The sequence below is a fragment of the Nocardiopsis metallicus genome (assembly GCF_014201115.1).
In the GTDB taxonomy this organism is placed as follows: domain Bacteria; phylum Actinomycetota; class Actinomycetes; order Streptosporangiales; family Streptosporangiaceae; genus Nocardiopsis; species Nocardiopsis metallicus.
Map to the genome: position 1 here is coordinate 1,317,826 of NZ_JACHDO010000001.1, position 23,001 is coordinate 1,340,826.

Sequence of the window (23,001 nt, forward strand, 5' to 3'; positions counted from 1 at the left end):
TCAGCTGCCCTGGATCTCGCCGCCGGTCGGGGTGAGGGTCTCACCCGTGTAGTAGGACGACATGCGCTCACTCGCGAAGAACACGTAGGAGGGCGCGATCTCGTCCGGATCGGCGGCCCGCCCCATGGGCGCCTGCTTGCCGAAGCCCTCCGCCCCCTGCTCACCGAGCGTGGCCGGGATGAGCGGCGTCCACACCGGCCCGGGGGCCACACAGTTCACCCTGATGCCCTGGTCCATCAGCACCTGGGAAAGCGACAGGGACAGGTTCATCACGGCGGACTTGCTGGAGGCGTAGTCGATCAGCGAGTCATTGCCCCTCAGACCGTTGATGGACCCGGTGATGATGATCGAGCCGCCCTCGGACATGTGCGGGAGCGCCTCACGCACCGTCCAGAAGACCCCCATCACGTTGACGTCGAAGGTCCGCCGCAGCTGCTCGGTGGTCAGGTCGGTGAACTTGTCCACCGGTCTCTGGGTGGCGGCGTGCTCCACCAGGACGTCGATCCCGCCCAGTTCCTCCACGGCCCGGCGGACCAGGTGCGCGCAGTGCGACTCGTCGGCCAGGTCGCCCCTGACCCCCACGGCCCGGCGGCCCTCCTGCTGGACCAGGCCGACGGTGTGCTGGGCCTCGGCGTCCTCGCTGAGGTAGCCGAAGACGACGTCGGCGCCCTCCTTGGCGAAGGCCACCGCGACGGCCCTGCCGATACCCGAGTCGCCCCCGGTGATCAGCGCTCGTTTGCCCTCCAGAAGCCCTCGGCCCTCATAGCCGCGCATCTCGTCGCGCGGCTGCGGATCCATGGGTTCGGTCCGCCCCGGGTGTGGCTGGCTCTGCGCTGGTGGCTGCTGATCGTTCATGACTCTCTTTCCTTCGCCTTGCGGTTCTCCTGTCGTGTCCCCTAACCGCCGGTCTTCGTCCGTACACCTGGTGACCGGCACTGATTCGACACGCGCCACTGGCCGGAGCCCCGGTCAGCCCGGCACACCGCAGCGGGGCTCCGCGCAGCGCACGACGTCGTGGTCGAACACCAGAGTCGGCCGGTCCTCCTCGTCCAGGAGGACCCTGGTGATGCGGACGTCCTTGAACCGATAGGGCTGTGTGACGTCCTCGCGGTGGAAGACCACGGAGCTCTCCCACGTCGAACAGGCGGTATCCGCGCAGGCCGCGTAGGTGAGGCTGTCCGGGTCCGGGCCGGTGAAGGCGAGTTGGGGGCGGCCCAGGGAGTCCACCGTCAGCCCCGGGGCGTTCTCCTGCCCGGCCCTAGCGAACTCACGGATGTTCCAGTCGGCGCAGCCCGGGTCCTGGCAGTCGAGCAGGTGTACCGCGTTCCGGTCGGCGCGATGGGCGATGACGGGGACGCCGCCCGGGCGCATCGCGACCCGCGCGCCGGGAAGATCGGGCAGCTCGCGTGCGGCCGGTTCGGCGCATTCGAGGTCCGAGCAGGTCACCAGGCTGGTGGTGCCCGACTTCAGGTCCCGGAACAGGACCGAGTACGCACCGTCGCCCCCGGCCGCCAGCTCCAGCTTGTAGTGGTACGGGGAGACGTTCTGGTCGGGCATGGGCAGGTCCGGCAGGCGGACGCTTTCGGGCGCCGAACAGTCCGGGTCCGCGCAGTGGTAGGCCAGGAGCCCCATCGGTTCCTCCGGCGGGGCCATGGAGGACTCCCGCAAGGGGGTGTCCACGGCCGCGACCAGAAGGCCGTCGCCCATGGGCGCCACGGCGGACACCAGCCCCCAACGGTCGGAGGGGCCCGGGTCCGCGGAGTTGTGGGAGAACGTGTCGATCACGGTCGTCTCCGCACCGTCCGCACAGGTGTCCCGGCACACGCGCAGCTCGAGTTCGCTGTGGGCCCGTTCGTCCTCGCTCCGCCAGCGCCACTGGGTGGCGGCGTAGCCGCCCGTCACCGCTGTCTGCGCGTCGGGCAGGTCAGACCTGGACCAGCCGCGCACGTTGTTGCCGTCGCTGGTCGTGCAGTCGGGGTCGCACAGGAGAGTCTGCGGATGGGCGGCCTGTACCATTTCCACCCGTACGGCGCCTCCCTCGTGTTCCACCGACATTCGCGACAGCTGTCCCTCCGTGTCAGGCAGGGACGGCACCGTGGACCCGGGAACGCTGTGTGGATTGGACCACTGCACTCCTGCGCCCGCGAGCGGGGGCAGGGCCAGGGCGGCGACCAGGAGGGCGGCCGCTCCCGGGCGGCGCGAAGGTTTCCGGGCCTCCTTCCCCGGCAGCCGTTCCAGTACGCGGTCCGAGTTCAGGACCGAGGGCGAACCGCCCCCGGCGAACAGCGCCGGGGCACAGACCAGGAGCGCCGCCAACGGAGCCCTGAGGAACTCGAGCAGGCCCTGGGCCGCGAAACCGACCGCGAGGGCGGGACCGGTCGCCTCCACCGGGCCCGAGAACAGGCGACCCGCGACAACCGGCGCCACCACGAGAGCGGCCGCCAGCAGGATGCACAGGACGTTGCGGGCCCCGACGGTCCCGACCTGCCTTCCAGGCCAGGGCGATCGCGTCGTCCAGCGGGCGGTCCTCCAACAGCGCGATCGGCCAGGCCGGGGCCACGGCGGCGAGTACGAGGAGGAGCAGGAACAGGAGCAGGGCCCCCGGGATCCACAGCAGGCCCTGGAGCGCAGACGTGCCCGACAGGAAGGACGCCACCGCCGACACCACCCCGAACACTGCCACGGCGACGGCGGCCGCGGTGACCAGAGTGATCAGAGCGCACCAGCCGATGAGTACCCAGGGCGGGTGAACAGGCGGCGCAGCGCGGCACGGAACGGGATCGGGCGGTCGAGCAGGAGCCCCGCGGCCACCAGCGCGGTCAACCCGAGTGAGAACGCGCCGCCGAGCACGGACACCAGTGCCGTCGTCCATTCCAGGAAAGCGGAGGGGGCGGCGTCCACCGCCGGGTGGGCCCTGCCGTTGACCATCCGGCAGCCCTCCACGTCGGTGATCGACGTGTACGCCGTCAGCGTCCAACCGGGGACGAGGGGGAGCGCGGCCGCCGCCAACAGCACACGCGGATACCGGGCGAGGAGCGCCCAGGCCCGGCGCAACGGCCGGGGCGGCGGGGCCGCCGTAACCGTAGGGGCAGAGGCCGGAGAAGACGGGGATGACGGGGGAGTCGGGGGATCAGGCAGCACGATGACTGGGATGCCGTTCCCGGGCTGCGGGTTCGTCATGCAAGGGGGCGGCTTCGGTCGGCCACCCGGCCTACCACCGGCACCGACAGGTCAGCCGGGGTCGATCAGCCCGTGTCTTCCCTGGTAGGCGGCGGTTGGTGGCGTGCTCCACCCCTCGACGAGCTTGGGGGAGGGGCGGTGGACCTCCACACCCAGGGGACGGCACACGTCGATCGGGTCCCGGGCCCGCGGCCCCCACAGCGGGACCGACAGGTCCCCGCCGGGGCAGGTCGAGAGCGCGCAGAGCAGGTCCTGCTCGGCGAAGAACTCGAAGAAGTCACCCGGCCGGGCGGGGGAGGCCTTCATGAAGTACTGGTCCTGCTCGTTGAGACCGGTGCACTGGAAGACGTTGAGGACGTCGTGCACGTCGAACTCGGTCAGCCCGAAGGGCAGCACCGCGCGGGTCAGGTTCGAGTGGCAGTGCCGGTCGAAGTCCTCCCCGGTCAGCATCCGGTTCGCGTAGGGGTCGCACCTGGTACCGAGCAGGTCGTGCACCCGGCCGCCGTCCTCGTCCGTCCCGTACCAGTCCAGGCTGTCGCCGGTGATCGTCACCAGGGGGCGCAGGTACGGCAGCGTCGACCACAGGCGGTCGTGCCTGCTCACGTGCGCGCCCTGTAGCTGCCGGGTCCGCGCGGCCCACAGGCGTTCGCGCGGGTTGTGCCGGTTCCAGATGTTGAGGTCCCCGACCTGTGGGCCCTCCGGCGTGGAGATTCGGCACAGATAACCGGCGGGGACCTCCCAGGCCCGACCGGACCGGATCGGCAGTACGAACCTCTCCACGAGCTCGCGGTCCTCGACGTGTTCGGCGAGCCGGTCGTAGAAGGCGGTGTCGGCACTGAGGGCGCTGCCCTCACCGGACTGGTAGGCGGCCTCGGGTGAACCCAACGGAACCCTCGTTTCCAGGCGGGCCCGTGATCCGGGTACGCCCCCAGACAGCAGATGCGCCCGGGAGCGTACCCCGGTGCCCTTCACGTAAAAGGGGGCCGGTCAGCGGCGGTCGACCAGGAGCCGTCCGTCAGCTGCGCTTTCGCCCGCCGGACCGCGGCCGTAGTTGGCCTCGACCCTCGAACGCTCGGAAGCGTTGGGTGCGGCGTTGGTGCAGTTCACGCCGCCGGTGGAGCCCGACATCAGCGAGGAGCACGGACCGGATTTGGTGTCGGGCAGGCCCAGGCTGTGACCGAGCTCGTGCGCGGCGATGCGCACCGCGTCGTAGCCCTCGGCGGTGCCTTGGCGTCCCATCCAGACGGTCACCTGCCCGCCCGGGCGCACCGGCCCCAGATGGGCGCGCGGCCAGCCATCGTCGGTGATGATCCGGATCTCGGCGTGCTGCCCGCTGGCTGCGGGCTCCAGGCGGACGTTGCCGACGCTGGCGTTCCACACGTCCACGGCCGAGGAGACGGCGGAGCTGTACTCCGCGGCCCGGCTGGAGTCGTAGTACAGGATCGTCTGGTTCAGCTGCCGGGCCTGATTCGAGGGTGCCGCGCTCGTTGGCGCAGCGCTCACCGGGGCGGTGCCGACCAGCGTGAGTGTGAGCGCGCACAGCGCGACGAGTAGCGGTGTGGGGAAGCGTCTCAGCATGAGGGGGTCTCCCTGGGGGTGCGGGGCGCTGATGCTTTTGGTGACCCGGTGGGGTCACGCCGATTCTCATCGTGGTGACTTGCCGCCACAAGGAGGTCAAAGCGTCAAGTTTCCGGCACTGCGTCCCAGGGCGGTCAGACTCCGGCCGGGCACGACCTGCTGGCTCCGGCGTCTCAGCGGTAGTCGACGGGGGAGGTGCCACCCTCCTGCTGTGCCAGGCTCTCCGCTCCGGACACGCGGTCGGTGTTCTGCGCGGCCACGGCCGTCCAGCCGGTGTCCGACCTGCTCACCACGAACGTGAAGACACCCCTGCGTAGGCCCGAGGGAGACCCGTCGGGCAGCACCTGTCCGCTGACCGACCAGCGGCAGTGCACCACGGCCGCCTCCGTGCCGAGCATGCGGGAACGGACGCCTGACACACGCATGGTGGACCCGGGGAAGATGACACGCAGACCGTATTCGTGGGCATCGCGGATGCTCTTCCGGTCGTGCCACCACAGCCCCACCACGTTCACGAAATCCGCGTCCGGGGCGAACAGCTCCGCGATCCCGTCGGCGTCGCCGCGGTTCCAGGCCTGCGCGAAACGGTGCGGGACGCTCTCCGGGCCCTCGTCTTGTTCCATGTCTTCCTCTCTGCGATCGCAAGGACGAAGCTCTCCAACGCCGCTGCCAGGGTGGCCCGTCGGTCTCCGGTACACGTGCTCGAACAGCCGGAGTCGACGGGAAGGCTTGGGACTGAACGGGATTCGACACTTGTTGACTTCCTACACAACGGTCCCACCGGATGGTAGGAAGTCAACGCACAGGGTTCCCCCGTCATCCCCCGCCCGGAGGCTTGCGATGAACCGCCGATGGCCGACCCGTTCACGTACGAAGTCCGCGAGGGCCGCGGTGGCCGCGGGTTCCGCCCTGGTCCTCGTGCTCACCCTCGCTCCGGCCGCCGTCGCGAGTCCCCCGCACGAGGACCCGCGCGAACACACCGCGTTCAGCGAGACCGTCGAGATCCCACCGGCTGGCTCGGTCACGCGGGCCGACGCCCCCGAGTCCCGGTTGGAGACCTTCAACACCGAACGCCCGGTCGCCCCCGGCGTCACGCTCACCTCGTTCGACGCCTACGGGCCCGACGGGTACACCGGTACCCCCAGCTGGTTGCAGGCCGACCTGCTGACCACCGACCTCACCGGCGGGGTCAGCGTCGACTACCTCTTCCCCGGCCGGCTGACCGACCCGCAACCGTTGAGCGAGCAGGCGGACCGGACCGAAGCGGTCGCCGCGGTGAACGGCGACTTCTTCGACATCAACGCCTCCGGCGCACCGCAGGGAGTGGGCGTCCAGGACGGTGATCTGGTCCAGTCCCCGATCACCAACGACTACCGCGAGTCCGCCGCGATCTTCACCCCCGACGGCCTCGGCTCGATCGGGGAGGTGTTCTTCGAGGGCACCGTCGAGCTGCCGAACGGTCGGACACCGTCGCTGGACGCGATCAACAAACCCGCGCTGGGCGCCGGTGAGATCGCGGCCTTCACCCCGCTGTGGGGGGAGTACTGCCGCTGCCGGGCGGTCGAGGGCGCGGAGGAGACGCTGGAGGTCGTGGTCACCGACGGCGTCGTCACCGAGATCGTGACCGAACCGCGCGAAGGCGGGATCGCCGAGGACGCCTTCGTCCTGGTCGGCCGCGAGGACGGTGCCCAAGCACTGTCCGACCTGGCCGAGGGCGACGCGGTCAGCATCGACTACGACGTGCGGGACGGCGCGGACCAGGAGATCCACGCCGCGCTCAACGGCCGCCAGATGCTCGTCGTCGACGGCGAGGTCCAGCGCGCCAGCGAGGGCAACAACGTTCCGGGCGCCCCGCGCATGGCCCTCGGGTTCTCCGCGGACGGCTCCCAGATGTACCTGCTCAGCGTGGACGGACGCCAGCCCTCCTTCGCCGAGGGCGTGGGCCTGGACGAGCTGGGCGAGATGATGGCCCAGGCGGGCGCGCACACCGCGGTCAACCTCGACGGCGGCGGATCGGCCACCATGGTGGCGCGCACCCCCGGAGCGGAGCAGGTGCGACTGGAGAACCGGCCCTCGGACGGCGAGGAACGCCCGGTCCCCAACGGGCTCGCCCTGTTCGCCCCCGAAGGCAGCGGTGAGCTCGACGGTTTCTGGGTCCGGACCCGGATCGAACCCGAACGCGCCAACGGCTCCGGCTACGTCGCTCCCAGCCGGCCCGACCGGGTCTTCCCCGGTCTGACCCGCGCACTCACCGCGGCCGGTCACGACGAGACCTACGCCCCGGCCGAGGCGGACCCGCACTGGCGCTCCGACGACAGCCGCGTCGGCACCGTGGACCGCGAGGGCGTGTTCACCGCCCGTGCGACCGGCACCGCCACCGTCACCGCCACGCGGCGCAGCGCCACCGGCGACATCGAACTGACCGTGCTGGGCGGGCTGGCCCGGATCGAGACCACACCCGAGCGGGTGGGGCTCGCCGACGCCGATGCCGCCACCGCGGTCGAGGTGATCGGCTACGACCCGCACGGGTTCGCCGCGCCGATCGAACCGGCCGACGTCGAGCTGACCATCGACGAGAGCGTCGCCAAGGCTTCGGTGAACGAGGACGGGCGGTTCGAGATCCGGGCCGCCACCGACAGCGGCGCCACGGTCGCCACCGCCCGGGTCGGCGAGGTGGAGACGAGCTTCGCGGTCACCGTCGGACTGGACGAGGTGGTCGTCGCCGACTTCGAGGACGCGGCCGACTGGACCTACTTCGGTGAGCGCGCCGAGGGAGGCGTCGCGCTCACCCAGGGCCGGGACGGCTCCGCGTTGGAGCTGACCTACGACTTCACCACCTCTACCCAGACCCGGACCGGCGGCATCGCGCCACCGGGAGCGTTGGAGATCCCCGGCCAGCCGCAGGAACTGCGCGCGTGGGTACACGCCGAGGGCAACGGCGAATGGGCCAGCCTGCAGGCATGGGACGGCGCCGGTCAGCTGCTGCCCGCGATGCGCGCCGGCTACCTCGACGAACCGGGCTGGCAGGAGCTGGTCTTCCGGGTACCCCCGGGCACGCACTACCCGCTGTCGCTGCGGCGGATCTACTTCGCCGAGACCGAACCGGGCGCCAGCTACCACGGCGAGGTGATCGTGGACGAACTGACCGCGATGGTGCCGCCCCCGGTGGACCTGCCGCCCGCCGAACCGGTCGCCGACCCGGTCGTGGCGCCCGGCCGGGTGGTGGCCGACCAGGACTGGCGGTTCGCCGTCCTGGCCGACGCGCAGTTCGTCGCCCGGGACCCCGAGAGTGAGATCATCGCCTACACCCGGCGCGCGCTCCGCGAGATCCGCGCCAGCGACGCCGAGTTCCTCATCATCAACGGCGACTTCGTCGACGAGGCCGCCCCCGAGGACTTCGCGCTGGCCCGGCGCATCCTCGACGAGGAACTGGAGGGCGAGCTGCCCTACTACTACGTGCCCGGAAACCACGAGGTGTCCGAGGGGACGCTGGACAACTTCCGGGACGCGTTCGGCGACACCCGACAGGTGGTCGACCACCACGGCACCAGGTTCATCCTGCTGGACACGGCCCGGTTCTCCTACCGGGCCAGCGACTGGTCACAGCTGCCGCTGCTGCGCCGGGAGCTCGACGACGCGGCCGAAGACCCCGCGGTGACGTCCGTGGTGGTCGCCCAGCACGTGCCCTTCCGCGACCCCCTGCCCTCCAAGGCGAGCGAACTGTCGGACCGCAAGGAGGCGGCCACCGTCGAGAACTGGCTGTCCGAGTTCCAGGCCCAGACCGGCAAGGGCGCCGCTTTCATAGGAGCGCACGTGGGTGTGTTCCACGCCGAACGGGTGGACGGCGTGCCCTACGTCATCAGCGGAAACGTCGGTAAGAACCCCTCCGCGGGCCCCGCGGACGGCGGCTTCACCGGCTGGTCGCTGTGGGGCGCCGACACCGGCGGAAACCCTGACCAGGACTGGCTGGTGACCGAGCTGCGCCCTCACGTGGACGGTCTGGAACTGGACGCCCCGACCTCGATCGACGTCGGGGAAGAGGCCGAGGTCACCGCGACGGTGGACAACGACGGCACCGACGTCCCGGTCGCCTACCCGGTCAGCGCGGACTGGTCCGGCTCGGAGAACCTGCACGTCGGTCCGGTCGATGGCGCCGGCCCCGACCACGCGGCCGCCTTCGACCCGGCCACCGGGGAACTCACCGCGATCACGGAGGCCACCATCGCCCTCCGCGTGACGGTCAACGGCGTCACCGAAGAAGTCAGCATCAAACTGATCTCCTGACACCCTGATTCCCTGACCAGGACGTTCCGGGCCCCGCGGTGGCACCTTGGGCTCTGCCGGTGGCCGCGAAACCCTGATTCTGGGTAGGTCGCGGCCACCGTGTCGTTTCCAGGCAAGAACTGGCCCGGATGGGGGAACGTTTCCCGGAGCTGATGGCCGAGATCGGTAGCGTCACCGAGGTGGCCCGCGGGCTCGGTGACAGCCGGGGGAACCTCATGAGGTTCCCCCGGCACGGTTCGGGGCGAGCGGGGCCCGGGCGGATACCACAGTGTGGGAATGACCGACAGGTGTGATCACTGTCCGTTTGTGGACGGTTGCAGTTTTTCTGGATCCCACCTGCGCAAGGAACCCTTTCATTGCTTTTAGTTGTCGATAATTGCTCAGGGTTACTTCTTTGCCCGTGTCTCGCGGGTTACGTTACTCCTCGTCCTGAAGGCAACACTCCAAGGAGTGCGACTATGGCGGATTCCCCGCTTATCAACGACCTCAACGGCGACGACGAGCTCGACATCGATCTGATGGCGGCCGGTTGCCGTGTGCGCCCCACCTACGCGGACGAGACCACCGGAGCGGAGGAGCTCCTGGAGCTCTACGGCTTCAACGACGAGGAACTGTTGTCCGTCATCGGCGTCCTGGTCCGCGAGGGGACTGTTCAGCCGACCGACCTCTACGCGGCAGCGGAGCGCGTCGCGGCGGACAAGGCCGCGTCCTCCGACTGACAGTGACTGCCGGGAAGCCCCCAGTCCGGCAGCCCTTTCCTGCACGATCGGAGGGCTGCCGGACACAAGCCCGTGGAGGGTCCGCGCCAGCGATGGATGAACAGACAGCCGCACGCCCGACGGAACCGGCGCACCAGCGGGTCCTGCACGGTCTGGCTGACGCGTTGCACCGGCTCGGCGAGTACGAACTCGAACTCCGGACATGGGAGCGGCTCGACGCCCTCTCCGAGGGCACCGCCGACCGCTCGGCCGCCGCAGCATGCTCGGCGGCTTCGCTGGCGGACTACCGTTCCACGTCGGCCTGGCTCGAACGGGCGAAGAAGGCCGGGGCGCCCCCGGAGAGGCTTCTGGAGATTCGCGGGCGGATTCTCTCCCGGCGCGACCACCGCGCTGCCGTGGCCGTGCTGCGGAGATCACTGGACTCGCGCCCGACGGTCAGCTGCCTCAACGCGCTGGCGCTGCTCCATGCGTCAGCCGGGGACGAGAAGGCAGGGAGGGACGCGGCGCGCTACGCCTTCCGTCTCGCCTCGCCCGGGGACACGGCCGACCCCTCCCACTGGTCGGACGACCGTGTGGACGCGCTGGTGAACGCGGTTCTACTGAATGCCGTCCCCGACGCGGACCAGTATCTGGGTCCGGCTTTGACACTGCGTACCGACCGCGCCGACCTGCACGAACTGTGGTCGCGCACGACAGGGAGGGGACAAGACCCGGCTCACCGGACACGACGATCCCTGCGTTCGTCCTGGAGCGGCCTCCGTCCCGGTCCCGCCTCCCCCGCCCCGGTCACCGGGACGGTCAGGGGCACGTGTGACCCCGACGGGTTCAGGCTCGACATCAGCCTCACTCGCAACGGCGGAGCCGACCGAGTGGTCCTGGTGATCAACGACGGTTACACGGTGAGCGTCCGCTCCGGAGGCGACCTCCGCTCCTGGGGGAAAGCCGCCCCCGACCGCTCGCTCCCAGTGGTGGGCGGCTGCTCCCGTGAGCTGTTGACCTGGCGGCAGGGCGAGACCACGGCACACCTCACTCTTCGTGGACGCCCACGGGGCGGTGCCCGGTTCCGCACGGACCTGGTGGAAGTGGACGGTCTCTCCGCCTGGCTGCCGGTGACCGAACACGTCCGAGGGATCAGATGGTCCGGGGTGCACCTCAGGCCCGCCGACGGATGGGAACTCCGCCTCAGCGAACCCGACGACGGGAGCTGGTCGCCCGGTTTCGTCATGCGCGTCCGCGAGGACACACCGGCACGGAACAGGGCCGCCGCGGCTGCCCCCGCGATGGCGTGGTTCGACAAGGGTATGGAGGTGTGGTCCGAACTGGTCGGCCCGGCCAAGCGCCCCGAACCCGTGGTCGTCCGGGCTGACTCCACTTTCTGCTACACGCGACCCGGTTATGTCCGTATCCCTTCCGGGATGCTCGACCGCCCCGACCAATGGCCGGTGCTGGCGCACGAGGCGGGCCACCTGTGGTGGGGGCGCCCCGGTCAGTTCGAGCACGAAGACGCCTGGATAGCAGAGGGGCTGGCCGAGTTCACGCTCCATTTGCTGGAGGACGCCCGCCCGCGCCTGGCCTACCGGAAGGCGGCCCTGCGCAGCCTCGGTGGCCTGGCCGCCGTGCCGCTGGCGGAACTGTGGAACACCCGCCAGGGCCCCGACGGGATGGCTGCCCTGCGTGTCAAAGCGGGCTTCTTCGTGTCCATGCTGCGAGAGTCCCTGGGGCAGAGGGCTTTCCGAGGTTTCCTGCACGACCTGCTGACCTGGTCTCAGACTCAGCCCTTGGACGCCTTCACCGTCATGGCCCGGGCCTCCAGCGACCTGATCTGGTTCGGAGAGCAGTGGATCCACCACCGGGGGACCCTGGAATTCGACATGAGCGGCAGTACGGAAACAAGGGGGCCGGATCGGTACCGGACCTCGATAGACATTCGCACGCTCAGCGTTTTCACGCCGGGCGCGCATCTGTGCGTCGAGTTGGAACTCTGTTCCGGTGCGCGATCACGGCAGGATGTCCGTGTGGAGACGGGCCGGGCCAACGCGGTTTTCCTGACGAGCTCACCCCCGTTCAGAGCGACCCTGGACCCGGACTCGCGGTGGCTCATCCCCGAACAGAAAATCATCGAATTCAGCGACGCCGCAAGAGCCAGACGAATTGCGAAGGAGCCGCCCGCACATGCTGAAAGTCAGTGATCTCACCGTAACGAGGGACCTGTCCGAATGGGGTATGCCCGGTCAGCTCCTGGTCTTCAACACCGAGACCGGAAGATCCTTCACCGTCGCGGACCAGGACTGGAAACGTATCGTTCAGGGGGCGAAGGCGTACGGTGAAGCCACTCCACAGATCCAGACCACGCTCAGGAAACTGGCCGTATCCCGATACCTGGTGCCCCATGGCGAGGACGAAATCGCCCGAGCCGTCCAGGACTTCGAGGACAAGCGCCGCCACCCTCCCCGCATCTTCCCCCTCCTCACAGTGACGACCGCTTGCAATATCGCCTGCACGTACTGCTATGAGGAGGGCATCAAGTCCCAGCACATGACCGACGAAGTCATCGACGCCGTCGTCGCCTGGCTCGAAAGGCGTGTCGTCGAGGACGGCATCACGGAGATCAACCCCGGGCTGTTCGGTGGTGAGCCCTTGATGCGGCCGAAGATGCTGTTGCGGCTCATGGACGAGTTCAACACCATGATGGAGCGACACGGCGCCTCCGGGTATTTCTACTGCTCCACCAACGGTGTCCTGCTCACCGATGAACTCGCGTCCCAACTCTCCGCGCGGGGCCTCAACCAGATCCAGATCTCACTCGACGGCCCCGCGCACATCCACAACCTGCGTCGCAAGGGCCACAGGGACCAACCCAGCTTCGAGGAATCGCTGCGGGCGCTGCACATCGCCGTAGACCATTTCGAGAGTGTGACCCTGAAGGTCAACTTCGACCGACAGAACGTCGGATACTTCGCCCAGCTCTTCGACGAGGTCGCCGCCGCCGGACTGCGTGACAGGATCGACGTCAAACTGGAAGCCATCGCCGCCCAACTCGAGGACAGCTCGGTTTCCCACGACCCGGACTACCCCATTCCACCGGAATCACCGGAGATGGCCAACGCCTACACCGGTGGGTGGAAGATCGCCCGGGACAAGGGATTTCGCGTCGACGGGTCGACCGCGCACACCACACCCTGCATGTTCACGTCCGAACACGGTGTCATCATCGGTTCCGACGGCAGCCTCTACAAATGCATCAGCATGGTCGGGCGCCCCGAGGTCTCGGTGGGAACGGTCTTCAGCGAACAGTACGATTCCGCGTACGACCGTCAGATGAACGCCACCAAACGCATATCCGAGTGTGTCGAGGAGCGCTGCTCCTACCTCCCGGTGTGCGCCGGGGGGTGCGCGTACGAGTCCGTGGTTCGTACCGGAAGCTACGAGCCCAGGTACTGCACCAAGGACTCCCTGGCAGAATTCCACTTCAAGAAGCACCTGGTCCGGCACGAGAAGGCGCTCGTCCGACGAGGTATGCGGCCGCTGAACGCGACGGACGACTTCCCGGTCCGACTCAGTGACACTTTGCCGTCCCCGTCAGTGGGAGGAGGGTGCGGCGGTTGTCCCAGCTCGGGAGGTTCCCCCGACGGGGGAGCACCTGGGGGAGCGACGTTCATCCCCCTCGACCTCGGGTCTTTGAGGAGGCGTTGATGCGGCCGACACCGGGTGGCAGCCGCGCTCGCGAGATGGGACTGGCCGGACTGCACGAGGCAGGGGAAATCACGCCGCGTGACGTGGACGTGGTCTCTGTCGCTTTCGGCCAGATCAGTTATGAGGGTGTCGATGCCCTGCTCCGGCGGCGCGACGGTGACACGGAGCCACTCGTCGAGGACTTCGAGGCCGCGGTACGGCGCGTGGTGCGTCGGATCAACGAGTGCCAGCACCATGACGGAGGGAGCACCTCCATCCGTGAGCTGGCTTCAGATCACTGTCTGCTCGAGGTCGGCGGCCCCTGCGTCCACTGCCCCCAGATCATCTACACCATGGGTGTGGTCGCGGAGGCGATCAGGTGCCTGTGGCCCGGCGACGAACAGGTGGAGTTCACCGGTACCAGGTTCGAGGAGAAGACCGAGCGCCCTCCGGGGGCGCAGCTGACCATGGCCATGGTGATGCGCGGCTTCTCGCTCACCTTCGCCCAGATCGACGTCGCGCTGCGTCAGGGGCCTGTGAACGACGAGCGCTTGGAGGAGCTCGCGGGGCGCTCTCACCTGCTGGCGGAGCTGAGGGCCGGGCGGTGATCCCCACCGAGGCCAACGGTATGGTCACCGTCCCCGGTGGTAAGACCCTGGTCGGAGCACCCGAAGGCGAGCGGAAGTGGATGCGGGACCACTACCCGGACGCCCCCGCGATCCTGCACGGCACGATGGTGCCGATGAGGGCCGCCCACGTTGATCCGTTCGCCATTGGTGTGTTCTCGGTGACCAACTCCGCGTTCGCGGACTTCGTCTCTGACGGAGGGTACGAACGTCCTGAACTCTGGGTTCCACTGGGTTGGCGCTGGCGGCGGGCCAAGGGCATCAGCGCCCCCGCGTTCTGGGATCGGGACGGTTGGCGGGAATGGCGGAGGGAGGAGCGCCCCGTCGTCGGCGTCTCATGGTTCGAGGCCGACGCCTACGCCCGGTGGTCCGGCGCTAGGCTCCCCAGCGAGGCAGAGTGGGAAAGGGCCGCCAGAGGGGACGACGGGCGCCGTTTCCCCTGGGGCGACGAGTTCGACCCCGCCGCGGCGAACACCAGCGAACGGTGGCTCGGCAGAACCATCACGAGCATGCGCGACTGGCAGGTCTCCTTCGCTGACCGGCGCCCGTGGCGCGACGCCTGCCTCACCCTGCCCGACCTGGACGGGGACGGGCAGAGCTCTCCCTTCGGTGTGCGCTCCATGAGTGGCAACGTATGGGAATGGTGCGCGGACGCGCAGTTCGGCACCGGGGCCACGGTGCCCGAACGCGTCTGCAGGGGCGGCTCCTTCGGGTACCCCTCCTGGTCCGCTCGCGTGTTTGACCGCGGGCACCATCCGCCTTGGTGGCGCGGACTGGGCAACGGTTTCCGCTGTGTCCGCACACCCGTCCACAACCCCCGAGCAGAATGAGCGCCGTGTCCTCTCCACCCCCGCCCTCCACACCCGAACACCCCGAGAGGGCGGCGCGGCGGCCGCAGCCGCTGGGCCGTGACTTCACCCTGCTCTGGGGTGCCTCCGGCAGCGCGAGCCTGGCGGACGGGCTCGTCCGGGTCGCGCTGCCCCTGGTCGCGGTCGAACTGACCCGGTCCCCGGCACTGGTCGCCGGGGTCGCGGTCACCACCACCCTGGCCTGGATCCTCGTGGGCCTTCCGGCCGGGGCGCTCGGTGACCGGCTGAACCGGCGCACCATCGCCATGAGCGCCGCCCTCCTAAGAACGGTCCTGTTGGGTGCGGTCGGTGTCCTCCTGTTCACGGACCAGCTCACGGTGGGGATGCTGTTCGCGGCGGCCTTCCTGCTCGGGGCCGGTGAGGCGTTCTTCGACACCTCCACCCCCGCCATGGTTCCCGGGCTGGTCCCCGAGGAGGAGCTTCCCCGCGCGCACGGCCGCCGGCACGCCGTCGCCATGACGGCCAACGAACTCGTGGGGCCCGCCGCCGGCGGCACCCTGTTCGCGCTCTCCAAGGCCGCGCCGCTGCTGGTGTCCACCGTGTGCCACGCACTGTCCGCGCTGATGCTCTGGCGCATGCGTGCCGTCCCCGACAGGTCACCGGAACCGGAGACCAGGCGCACCGCCCTGTTCAACGAGATACGGCAGGGGCTCGTCCTGTTGGTGCGCAGCCGCCGTATCGCCGTCATCGCGCTGTGGGGCGGGATGGTCAACTTCGCGGGCAGCCTGACCTTCGCCGTGCTCGCCCTGCATTTGGTCGCGCCAGGGCCGGTCGGTTTGGACACCTGGGGTTTCGGCCTGCTGATGGCGTCACTGGGATTGGGCGGCCTGATCGGCGCCCTGCTCGCGGGCCGGTTGGCGGCGCGGGTGGGCGAGCTCCGCCTCCTCACGCTCTCCTGCGCGCTCATGGCCGCTGACAGTGTCGCGCTGGCTCTCACCACCCAGATCTGGGTGATCGCGGTGGGACTGGTCGTGGGTTCGGCCGCCGCCGCGGTCTTCGGCGTCATGGCGATCACCGCCCTGCAACGCGCGACCCCCGACAGCCACCTGTCCAGGGTATCGGCGGGCAACCAGCTGGTCATGATGAGCGGCACCGCCCTGGGCGGTATCGCCGCGGGTGCCCTGGGCGAGGTCACCGGCGACCTGCGCGTCGGGTTCGCCGTGGCGGCGGTGCTCCTGTTGGCGCTCACCTCGATGCGTGCCGCGATCCCCGCCACTCCCACCGGTGGGCTTGACCCGGACCGGGGCCGTTGATGGCGGGCGGTGGAACCGAGGCTGACCATCGCCACCCGCGTTCAGGTCAAGTCACGGCGGTGCAACGTCCCCGCTTCGGCTCCGACCGCACCGGGGGAGCGGGTGAGGTGTGGGCGCATGCGCCTGAAGGTTGCTTCGGGGTGGTGTTGCGTATCGCACCTGGTCAGGGCATTTTCAGCCCTGGTCAAAGCCCGGGTCATGACGTACGTTGCAGGGGTGAACTTTACAGAACTGATGCCAAAGAGTGTGTTTACCGCGACAACTGGCCTGCTTTTGGCCGGTGGAATCCTTCTGGCGGGGCCGGGTGTGGCCGCTGCCGATGACGGTTCCGACAACTCCGAGAAGGGGTGTGCGGCGCTGAGCTCCGACGACAGCGCGGATGTGTACACCGACGCCGACAAGAAGGCCGCCAAGGACCTCAATGGCAAGCTGAGCGACGACATGGCGGGCCACATGGACGGCCACCGCGCCTCCTGCGCCCGTGGGGTGGTCGAAACCGCGAAGGAACGCGGACTCGACGAGAAGGCCGCCTCGATCGCGATGGCCACGGTCATCGTCGAGACCCACCTGGAGAACCTCACCGGCGGTGACCGCGACAGCGTCGGTCTGTACCAGCAGCGCGACCACTACGGCTCCGCGGAGTCCCGACTCGACGTCGCCTGGGCCACCGACGCCTTCTTCGACGAGCTGGAGAACGTCTACCCCAACGAGAGCTGGAACGACGCCTCGATCGGTGTCGTCGCCCAGGACGTGCAGCGTTCGGCCTACCCCGACCGCTACGGCTACCAGGCCGACGACGCCAAGGTCATCGTGGACTACTTCTGGTAGAGCGGTCGGCTCAGGGGCTGTCGACGAGGCCGGTGAGCACCCGGCGTACCAACCGTTCGAACAGCACGTGTGTGTTCTGGGGGGCCTCGGTTCCGGTGCCGTGCGCCAACGCGGCGGTGATGAGCGGGTGTCGCTCCTCGGTCGCGGCGGAGGCCAGGTAGGAACCGTGCGCGCGCCGGGGATCGGCGGGCGGGTGCTGTCGGCTGAGTTCGGTTCGGGCGAACAGCGTCACCATGCCGTTCACTAGTCCGATGGTTTCCAGCTGGGCCGGGTAGGGCAGCGATGTCGGGGCCAGTGCGAGCAGCGACCTCTCCAGGTAGTCCATGCCCCTGGGGCCGAGCGTGGGTGCCGCGGATAGATCGAGCAGCCACGGATGGGACAGGTGTACCTGCTTCGCCCGACTCGCCAGCACGGCGAGGTCCTCGACCGGATCCCCGCTCAGCGGATCACCGAGGTCGATCTCCCCGGCGGCGGCGTCGGCCATGAGGTCGAGCAGTTCGTCCCTGGTGGAGACGTAGCGGTACAGCGAGGCGGGGCCGGTGCCCAGCCGTTTGGCCACTTGCCGCATGGACACCGCGGCGAGCCCGCCCGCGTCGGCCAGCTCAATCGCGACGGCGGTGATCTGCGCTCGGTCGCGCAAGGGCGCGGGGCCGCGGGTGCCCCGTTCGGGGCGGCTCCACACCGTCCTCGGTTCCTCGGTCACCGGCCCCCCGTTTCGTTCTGTTGCGACGCGCCCCCTATCCTAATACTGAGAACGATGATCGCAGTATTAGAGGGAGCGGGCGCATGGGCCAACGACAGTGGACCCCGACCAGGTGGGCGCGGAACGGCGATGTCCGGCTGGCCTTCGACACGCTCATCGGCGCGGACGAGGGCGATCCGCTTCTGCTCATCATGGGCCTGGGCGTCAGCCGACTGTGGTGGCCGGACGGCCTGTGCGGAGTACTGGCAGACCAGCGCTTCGCGGTCGCCCGCTTCGACCAGCGCGACTCCGGCGAGTCGACGCTGCTGCCGCCGACGAGGACCCGCCTGCCGGTCACCGCGCTCCTGGGCAGACGCGGCAGGGCCTACACGGCCGAGGACATGGCGGACGACGTCATCGCTGTACTGGACGAACTGGGGTGGGACTCAGCACACCTGTTCGGCGTGTCCCTCGGCGGGGCCGTGGCCCAGCGAGTCGCGATCCGCCATCCGCACCGCGTCCGCACCCTGACCTCCATGTCGGCGGTGCCCGCGGACGCTGCGGGGCTGGGCACCTTGCGCTACATCAACATCCGGGCCCTCGCCCGGCTCAGTCGGACGCGTTTCCCCGACACCAGGGAGGGCGCCGTCGAAGCCAGCCTCGCTGTCGCCCGGTTCTGTGCCTCACCCCATCAGCCCTTCGACGAGGACGAGGAACGCACGAGGGCCGAACGCCTCGCGGACACCGGGGCCCGCGACGTCCAGGCGCAGAGCCGTCAGATCGGGGCCCAGTGGCACGGCCCGGCGATCAGCGCCATCACGGCACCCACCCTGGTGCTGCACGGCCAGGACGATCCCTTGATCCGGCCGCGCGCGGCCACCGCGATCGCCGCTCGTATCCCCGGCGCGCGCCTGGTCATGCTGCCGGGCGTCGGGCACGAGGTCTCCGCGCCGGTGTGGCACACCGTCGCTGCGCAGATACGCGCGCTCGCGGACGACGCGACGGGCCGGACCGGGCCGCGCCCACCCGAGACCCTTTGAGGCGCCGGTTTCCGACCGTTCCTCAAGGCTGTGCACGGGCCGCACACGCTCGGCCGCGCACCCCGAACGGTCTTGGGCGCACTGCTCCCCGGCGTACTCGGGCCCCGGGGCGGTGACAGGCGTCCTGTGCGTGGTCCGGTTCCTGGAGGCCGGTTCCCGCACGACTCGGTCGTGCGGGTGCGGTCAGGGTGTGCGGGAGGCGCCGGGCCATCGCGCTGGTGGCAAGGGGCCCGAACACTGACACCGCACCCGTTGTCCCGAGGCGCACGCACATGGTGACCACGACCGTGCGGTGCCAGCAGAACCCCCGTCCCTGCCGGACCCGCTCATGTACACGCATGCCCACCCGTATGTACTCAAAGGGGGGCAGTTCATAACCCCCGGGAGGCGTGCTGGCCAGGGGCGTCGGGGTGGCTTCGGCAGCATGCTCTTGCGCCTTGCACCCCCGCGCAGCCGCGGCTCCCACCTGCTGCTCCCCTGCGGAGCCCGATCTGGTCGGGACCTGACCGATCCTGGCCACCGAACACCAGGCTCCCGGCGAAGTCGGGTGAGGGGGACGCCAGCCCGTAGTCGAAGGACGAGGGCAGCTCGTTGGACGGCAGGGCTGTCCGGGGCCCAGAGCGGGCGCAGAACTCGATCATGTGCTGGAGTTCCTCGTCGCGGCCCTTCAACCTCTCCGTGCCGGTCTCGCGCACCTGGTACGGGCGGGGCCTGGGCGTCGCGTGCTGGTACGCCTCCCCGACGCGGAGGCCGATGCGGCCAGCGGGTGGCCTGGTTCCACCTGAGGCCGAGGGAGTCCGCGGCGAGCGGTGCGACGACCGAACACGTGATGACCAGGACCCAGCGGCCCCCGCCCATGCCGACATGATGGCAGGGGCGTCCCCTTCCCTCACCGCCTGCTCCGGCGGCTTGCCCCCCTAACGCGCAGGGCGTCGCGGGGATGCGCGCACAGGGCCCCGGGTATGCCCGGAGGGACCGCACCCCCGACAACACGTGCCCCCGGCAACCAGGAGAGTCAATGGTGGACACCGGTCGCGAGCCCAGCACGCCCGGTTGGAGCGCGGCCCTCAGCGCACTGGCCGACAGGATCCTCGGCCCGGAGCACCGGACGATCGTCTTCCGTGAACAGGCCGGGCCGGAACGCTTCTTCGAGTACCGCGCCGAGTGCGGGGAACTCACGGTCACGGCTTCCGACGCCATCGCGGCCGCCGTGGGCCTGCACGCCTACCTGCGCGAGGTCTGTGCCGTCACCGTGGACTGGGACGCGCATCTACCGCTACCGGTCGCCGAGTTCTCGGACGCCCCGACCACGCGCCGCACCGCCGAGGTCGACCGGGCCTACTACCTCAACTTCTGCACCACCGGCTACACCTCCCCCTACTGGGGCTGGGACGAGTGGGAGCGCGAGGTCGACTGGATGGCCCTGCACGGGATCACCACACCCCTGACCGCGGTGGGGCACGAGGCGGTCCTGCGCGACGCCTACGCCAAACTGGGCCTGAGCGACGAGCAGGCGCGCGCGTTCATCGGCGGCCCCGGTTACCTGCCCTGGCACTACATGGGCAACCTGGACAACTTCGCCGGACCGCTGCCCGCCTCCTGGGCCGACAGCCACCTGGAACTCGGACGGCGGATCCTGAACCGGCAGCGCGAGCTCGGCATGACGCCCGTCCTGCCCGGGTTCACCGGGCACGTCCCGCCCGAGATCGCCCGGGAACGGCCGGGCGAACGCACCCGGACCCGTAGCTGGCAGAAGCTCCTCACCCACGTGCTCGACCCCGCCGACCCCCTCTACGCGGAGATCGGCGCGCAGATCACCCGCAGCCAGATCGAACTGCTCGGCACCGACCACCTGTACGCCATCGACCCCTTCATCGAGATGGTCCCGGTCGACGCCGACATCTCCTTTCCCGGGGCGGTCGCCGACGCCACCCTCGAAGGGCTCGTGCGTGCCGACCCCGAGGCCGTGTGGGTACTGCAGAGCTGGCCGTTCTCCTACCAGCGTTCCTTCTGGAGCGATGAGAGGGTCGCCGCCTTTCTCGACGCCATCCCCGCCGAGCGCCTCCTGCTGCTCGACCTGTTCGGTGAGCGCGAGCCGCAGTGGTCGCGGTTCGACTCCTTCGGGGACAAGAGCTGGATCTGGTGCGCGCTGCTCAACTTCGGCGGCCGCACCGATCCCATGGCCAACCTTCAGCGCACCCTCGACGGGATCAACGCCGCCAAGGGCGCCCGCAACCGTCCCGCCGGGATCGGGCTGGCCATGGAGGCCACCCGCAACAACCCGGCCTTCTTCGACCTGGTCATCGACCAGGTGTGGCAGCGGACCGAGGACGTGGCACCGGACTGGCTGCCCGGGTTCGTGCGGCGCCGCTACGGAAGGGGGCACGACCCCGCACTGCTGGAGGGCTGGCGGGGGCTGCTCGCCACCATCCACTCGGTACCGGGAGACCTCCGCCATCCGGCCGACGAGTACGGGGTCCTGGGCCATCGTCCGCACTACCAGGACCTGGCCGACCCCGAGGACCTGCGCGCCCGGGTCAGCGCCCGGGTCTGGTACGACTGGCCGGACCTGATCGCGGCCTGGGAACAGCTGGTCGGCGCGGCCGAGCGCAGCCCGGAACCGGTGGAGGGGGCCTTGGGCACAGACCTGGCCGACGTGGCCATGGCGGTCGTGCTCCGGGTCTTCGACCAGCGCTACCTGAACCTCGTCGAGCGGGTGGGCGCGGGCGGTCCCCGGTCGGGAGCCGGTCCTCGACCGGGAGAGGGGACCGACCGGACGGAGGGGCCCGGTTCCAGGGAGGAGCTGAACGGGCTCCTGGCGGTGGTCGATGACCTCGATTCGCTCCTGGCCACCCGGCCCGAGTACCACTACCAGCGCTGGGAGGACCAGGCCCTCGCGTGGGCGCGGACCCCGGAGGAGCGACGGGTGCTGATCGACAACGCCCGCCGGATCCTCACGGTGTGGACCACCGTCGGTGACGGAGAGCTCGACGACTACGCCAGCCGTCTGTGGGCCGGGTTGGTCGGCGACTACTACCGTTCCCGCTGGGAGCTGTGGGGGCAGGGGCTGGAACGGGCCGCGACCGACCGGGCCGGGGCCTCGGACGAGTTGGAGCGTGCCCTGGCCGAGCGGGAGGAAGCCTTCCTGGCGAACGGTGTTCCGCGCCCGCCGCGGGCCGACGGTGACGTCGTCACCCGCTCCCGAGCACTCCTGGACCGCTACGGCCGGACCGAACACCCCTGACCCGGACCCCTTGGCCCGGTCCCCGTTACCCCGGCCTCTGCCCCCGCCTTTGGCCCCAGACCCGCTGATCCCGAACAGGCTGAACTACTGAACCCGAGCGCCCCGGCCCCGGCGCTCGAGCCCAACCGGGGCCCCGGCCCGGGCATCCCGGAGAAACTGTCCGAAAACTGTCCGGAAAACCCATGGCGGCGGCGCCGGGACGGCACTAGGTTGCCCGCATGGCTGACACTGATCGGACACGGACCGAAGCGGCACCGGTGTGGGACGCCGAGATGGCGCGCAGTTACGACACCCCGGGGGAGGGGATGTTCGCGCCAGAGAAGGTCGACCCCGCGGTCGCCCGGTTGACCGAACTCGCCGAGGGCGGCGCGGCGTTGGAGTTCGCGGTCGGTACCGGCCGGATCGCGGTGCCGTTGGCGGAGGGCGGGGTCCCGGTCACCGGGATCGAGCTGTCCGTGGCGATGGTCGAGCGGCTGCGGACGAAGGCCGACGAGGACACGGTTCCGGTGGTGATCGGTGACATGGCCACCACCCGGGTGGCGGGCGATTTCTCGCTGGTCTACCTGGTCTACAACACCGTCTCGAACCTGCTCACCCAGGCCGAGCAGGTCGAGTGCTTCCGCAACGCTGCCCGGCACCTGGGGCCCGGCGGACGGTTCGTCGTCGAGCTGGGCGTCCCCAGTCTCAGACGGCTTCCGCCCGGCCAGGACGGGTTGGTGTTCGCGCACCGGGACGGGTACGTGGGTCTGGACACCTTCGACCTCAAGCACCAGCACCTGGTCTCGCACCACATCAGCTTCACGAAGGGACGCGAACCCCGGGTGATCCGGGTGAAGCAGCGCTACATCTGGCCCGCCGAACTCGACCTCATGGCGCACATCGCCGGTTTCGAGCTGGAATCCCGGCACGCGGACTGGCAGGGGAGCGAGTTCACCGGCGACTCCGGCTCCCACGTGTCCGTCTACCGGCTGCCCGATGCTGACTGAGCAGGAGTTGGAGCACGAGTAACTGAGTGCGTGCCCGAGC

At 69.8% G+C, this 23,001-nt stretch carries 18 protein-coding genes; 11 read left to right on the top strand and 7 right to left on the bottom strand.

Going from position 1 to position 23,001, the window contains the following annotated elements; translation table 11 throughout:
• The 6 genes from HNR07_RS05490 to HNR07_RS05515 form a co-directional block, all read right to left on the bottom strand.
• The gene (locus HNR07_RS05490; protein WP_184362734.1) at positions 1 to 855 is read right to left on the bottom strand and encodes an SDR family oxidoreductase; all 855 of its coding nucleotides are present in this window, start codon (positions 853 to 855) and stop codon (positions 1 to 3) included.
• Between the two features lie 114 nt (positions 856 to 969).
• Complete coding sequence (locus HNR07_RS05495; protein WP_184362737.1) at positions 970 to 2,427, bottom strand: hypothetical protein; 1,458 nt, start codon at positions 2,425 to 2,427, stop codon at positions 970 to 972.
• Between the two features lie 285 nt (positions 2,428 to 2,712).
• Entirely contained in the window at positions 2,713 to 3,015 is a 303-nt protein-coding gene (locus HNR07_RS05500; protein ID WP_184362740.1) for a hypothetical protein, read from the bottom strand.
• 216 nt (positions 3,016 to 3,231) lie between these two features.
• Positions 3,232 to 4,065, bottom strand: a complete 834-nt coding sequence (locus HNR07_RS05505; RefSeq protein WP_184362743.1) for an urea carboxylase-associated family protein — start codon at positions 4,063 to 4,065, stop codon at positions 3,232 to 3,234.
• 102 nt (positions 4,066 to 4,167) lie between these two features.
• A complete protein-coding gene (locus HNR07_RS05510; protein ID WP_184362746.1) occupies positions 4,168 to 4,758 on the bottom strand; it encodes a snapalysin family zinc-dependent metalloprotease in 591 nt (196 codons plus the stop codon).
• A gap of 173 nt (positions 4,759 to 4,931) precedes the next feature.
• Positions 4,932 to 5,381 carry an SgcJ/EcaC family oxidoreductase gene (locus HNR07_RS05515; RefSeq protein WP_184362749.1) on the bottom strand — a complete coding sequence of 150 codons (450 nt, stop codon included), beginning with the start codon at positions 5,379 to 5,381 and terminating at the stop codon, positions 4,932 to 4,934.
• Positions 5,382 to 5,598: 217 nt separating this feature from the next.
• Between HNR07_RS05515 and HNR07_RS05520 the strand changes: the two genes are divergently transcribed.
• The 8 genes from HNR07_RS05520 (at position 5,599) to HNR07_RS05555 (ending at position 17,009) form a co-directional block, all read left to right on the top strand.
• A complete protein-coding gene (locus HNR07_RS05520; protein WP_184362752.1) occupies positions 5,599 to 9,042 on the top strand; it encodes a phosphodiester glycosidase family protein in 3,444 nt (1,147 codons plus the stop codon).
• A gap of 458 nt (positions 9,043 to 9,500) precedes the next feature.
• Entirely contained in the window at positions 9,501 to 9,761 is a 261-nt protein-coding gene (locus tag HNR07_RS05525) for a hypothetical protein (protein WP_184362757.1), read from the top strand.
• Positions 9,762 to 9,853: 92 nt separating this feature from the next.
• Positions 9,854 to 11,950 (top strand): gluzincin family metallopeptidase, encoded by a 2,097-nt coding sequence (locus HNR07_RS05530; protein ID WP_184362759.1) that lies wholly within the window; start codon positions 9,854 to 9,856, stop codon positions 11,948 to 11,950.
• Positions 11,934 to 13,454, top strand: coding sequence for a radical SAM/SPASM domain-containing protein (locus HNR07_RS05535; RefSeq protein WP_184362762.1), 1,521 nt, complete (start codon positions 11,934 to 11,936; stop codon positions 13,452 to 13,454). The genes HNR07_RS05530 and HNR07_RS05535 overlap by 17 nt, the downstream gene beginning before the upstream one ends.
• Entirely contained in the window at positions 13,454 to 14,041 is a 588-nt protein-coding gene (locus tag HNR07_RS05540; RefSeq protein WP_184362765.1) for a hypothetical protein, read from the top strand. The genes HNR07_RS05535 and HNR07_RS05540 overlap by 1 nt, the downstream gene beginning before the upstream one ends.
• Positions 14,038 to 14,889: a formylglycine-generating enzyme family protein gene (locus HNR07_RS05545; RefSeq protein WP_221318721.1), complete on the top strand. Its 852-nt coding sequence runs from the start codon at positions 14,038 to 14,040 to the stop codon at positions 14,887 to 14,889. Before HNR07_RS05540 ends, HNR07_RS05545 begins: the two co-directional genes overlap by 4 nt.
• Positions 14,886 to 16,181 (top strand): MFS transporter, encoded by a 1,296-nt coding sequence (locus HNR07_RS05550; RefSeq protein ID WP_184362768.1) that lies wholly within the window; start codon positions 14,886 to 14,888, stop codon positions 16,179 to 16,181. Before HNR07_RS05545 ends, HNR07_RS05550 begins: the two co-directional genes overlap by 4 nt.
• 306 nt (positions 16,182 to 16,487) lie before the next feature.
• Complete coding sequence (locus tag HNR07_RS05555) at positions 16,488 to 17,009, top strand: hypothetical protein (RefSeq protein ID WP_312893617.1); 522 nt, start codon at positions 16,488 to 16,490, stop codon at positions 17,007 to 17,009.
• A 10-nt stretch (positions 17,010 to 17,019) separates the two neighbouring features.
• On the opposite strand, the gene HNR07_RS05560 is transcribed toward HNR07_RS05555, so the two are convergent.
• Positions 17,020 to 17,712 (bottom strand): TetR/AcrR family transcriptional regulator, encoded by a 693-nt coding sequence (locus HNR07_RS05560; protein WP_184362774.1) that lies wholly within the window; start codon positions 17,710 to 17,712, stop codon positions 17,020 to 17,022.
• A gap of 83 nt (positions 17,713 to 17,795) precedes the next feature.
• Between HNR07_RS05560 and HNR07_RS05565 the strand changes: the two genes are divergently transcribed.
• From HNR07_RS05565 to HNR07_RS05575, 3 genes are all read left to right on the top strand, one after another.
• On the top strand, positions 17,796 to 18,731 hold the full coding sequence (locus HNR07_RS05565) for an alpha/beta fold hydrolase (RefSeq protein ID WP_184362777.1): 936 nt from the start codon (positions 17,796 to 17,798) through the stop codon (positions 18,729 to 18,731).
• Positions 18,732 to 19,749: 1,018 nt separating this feature from the next.
• Positions 19,750 to 21,975, top strand: a complete 2,226-nt coding sequence (locus HNR07_RS05570) for an alpha-N-acetylglucosaminidase (RefSeq protein ID WP_184362780.1) — start codon at positions 19,750 to 19,752, stop codon at positions 21,973 to 21,975.
• 218 nt (positions 21,976 to 22,193) lie between these two features.
• On the top strand, positions 22,194 to 22,961 hold the full coding sequence (locus tag HNR07_RS05575) for a class I SAM-dependent DNA methyltransferase (protein WP_246420123.1): 768 nt from the start codon (positions 22,194 to 22,196) through the stop codon (positions 22,959 to 22,961).
• Positions 22,962 to 23,001 lie beyond the last annotated feature (40 nt).

Coding starts and splice junctions, on each gene's coding strand:
- HNR07_RS05490 (WP_184362734.1), bottom strand. CDS start 855: ATGAACGATCAGCAGCCACCAGCGCAGAGCCAGCCACACCCGGGGCGG.
- HNR07_RS05510 (WP_184362746.1), bottom strand. CDS start 4,758: ATGCTGAGACGCTTCCCCACACCGCTACTCGTCGCGCTGTGCGCGCTC.
- HNR07_RS05515 (WP_184362749.1), bottom strand. CDS start 5,381: ATGGAACAAGACGAGGGCCCGGAGAGCGTCCCGCACCGTTTCGCGCAG.
- HNR07_RS05520 (WP_184362752.1), top strand. CDS start 5,599: ATGAACCGCCGATGGCCGACCCGTTCACGTACGAAGTCCGCGAGGGCC.
- HNR07_RS05525 (WP_184362757.1), top strand. CDS start 9,501: ATGGCGGATTCCCCGCTTATCAACGACCTCAACGGCGACGACGAGCTC.
- HNR07_RS05530 (WP_184362759.1), top strand. CDS start 9,854: ATGGATGAACAGACAGCCGCACGCCCGACGGAACCGGCGCACCAGCGG.
- HNR07_RS05535 (WP_184362762.1), top strand. CDS start 11,934: ATGCTGAAAGTCAGTGATCTCACCGTAACGAGGGACCTGTCCGAATGG.
- HNR07_RS05540 (WP_184362765.1), top strand. CDS start 13,454: ATGCGGCCGACACCGGGTGGCAGCCGCGCTCGCGAGATGGGACTGGCC.
- HNR07_RS05550 (WP_184362768.1), top strand. CDS start 14,886: ATGAGCGCCGTGTCCTCTCCACCCCCGCCCTCCACACCCGAACACCCC.
- HNR07_RS05565 (WP_184362777.1), top strand. CDS start 17,796: ATGGGCCAACGACAGTGGACCCCGACCAGGTGGGCGCGGAACGGCGAT.
- HNR07_RS05570 (WP_184362780.1), top strand. CDS start 19,750: ATGGTGGACACCGGTCGCGAGCCCAGCACGCCCGGTTGGAGCGCGGCC.
- HNR07_RS05575 (WP_246420123.1), top strand. CDS start 22,194: ATGGCTGACACTGATCGGACACGGACCGAAGCGGCACCGGTGTGGGAC.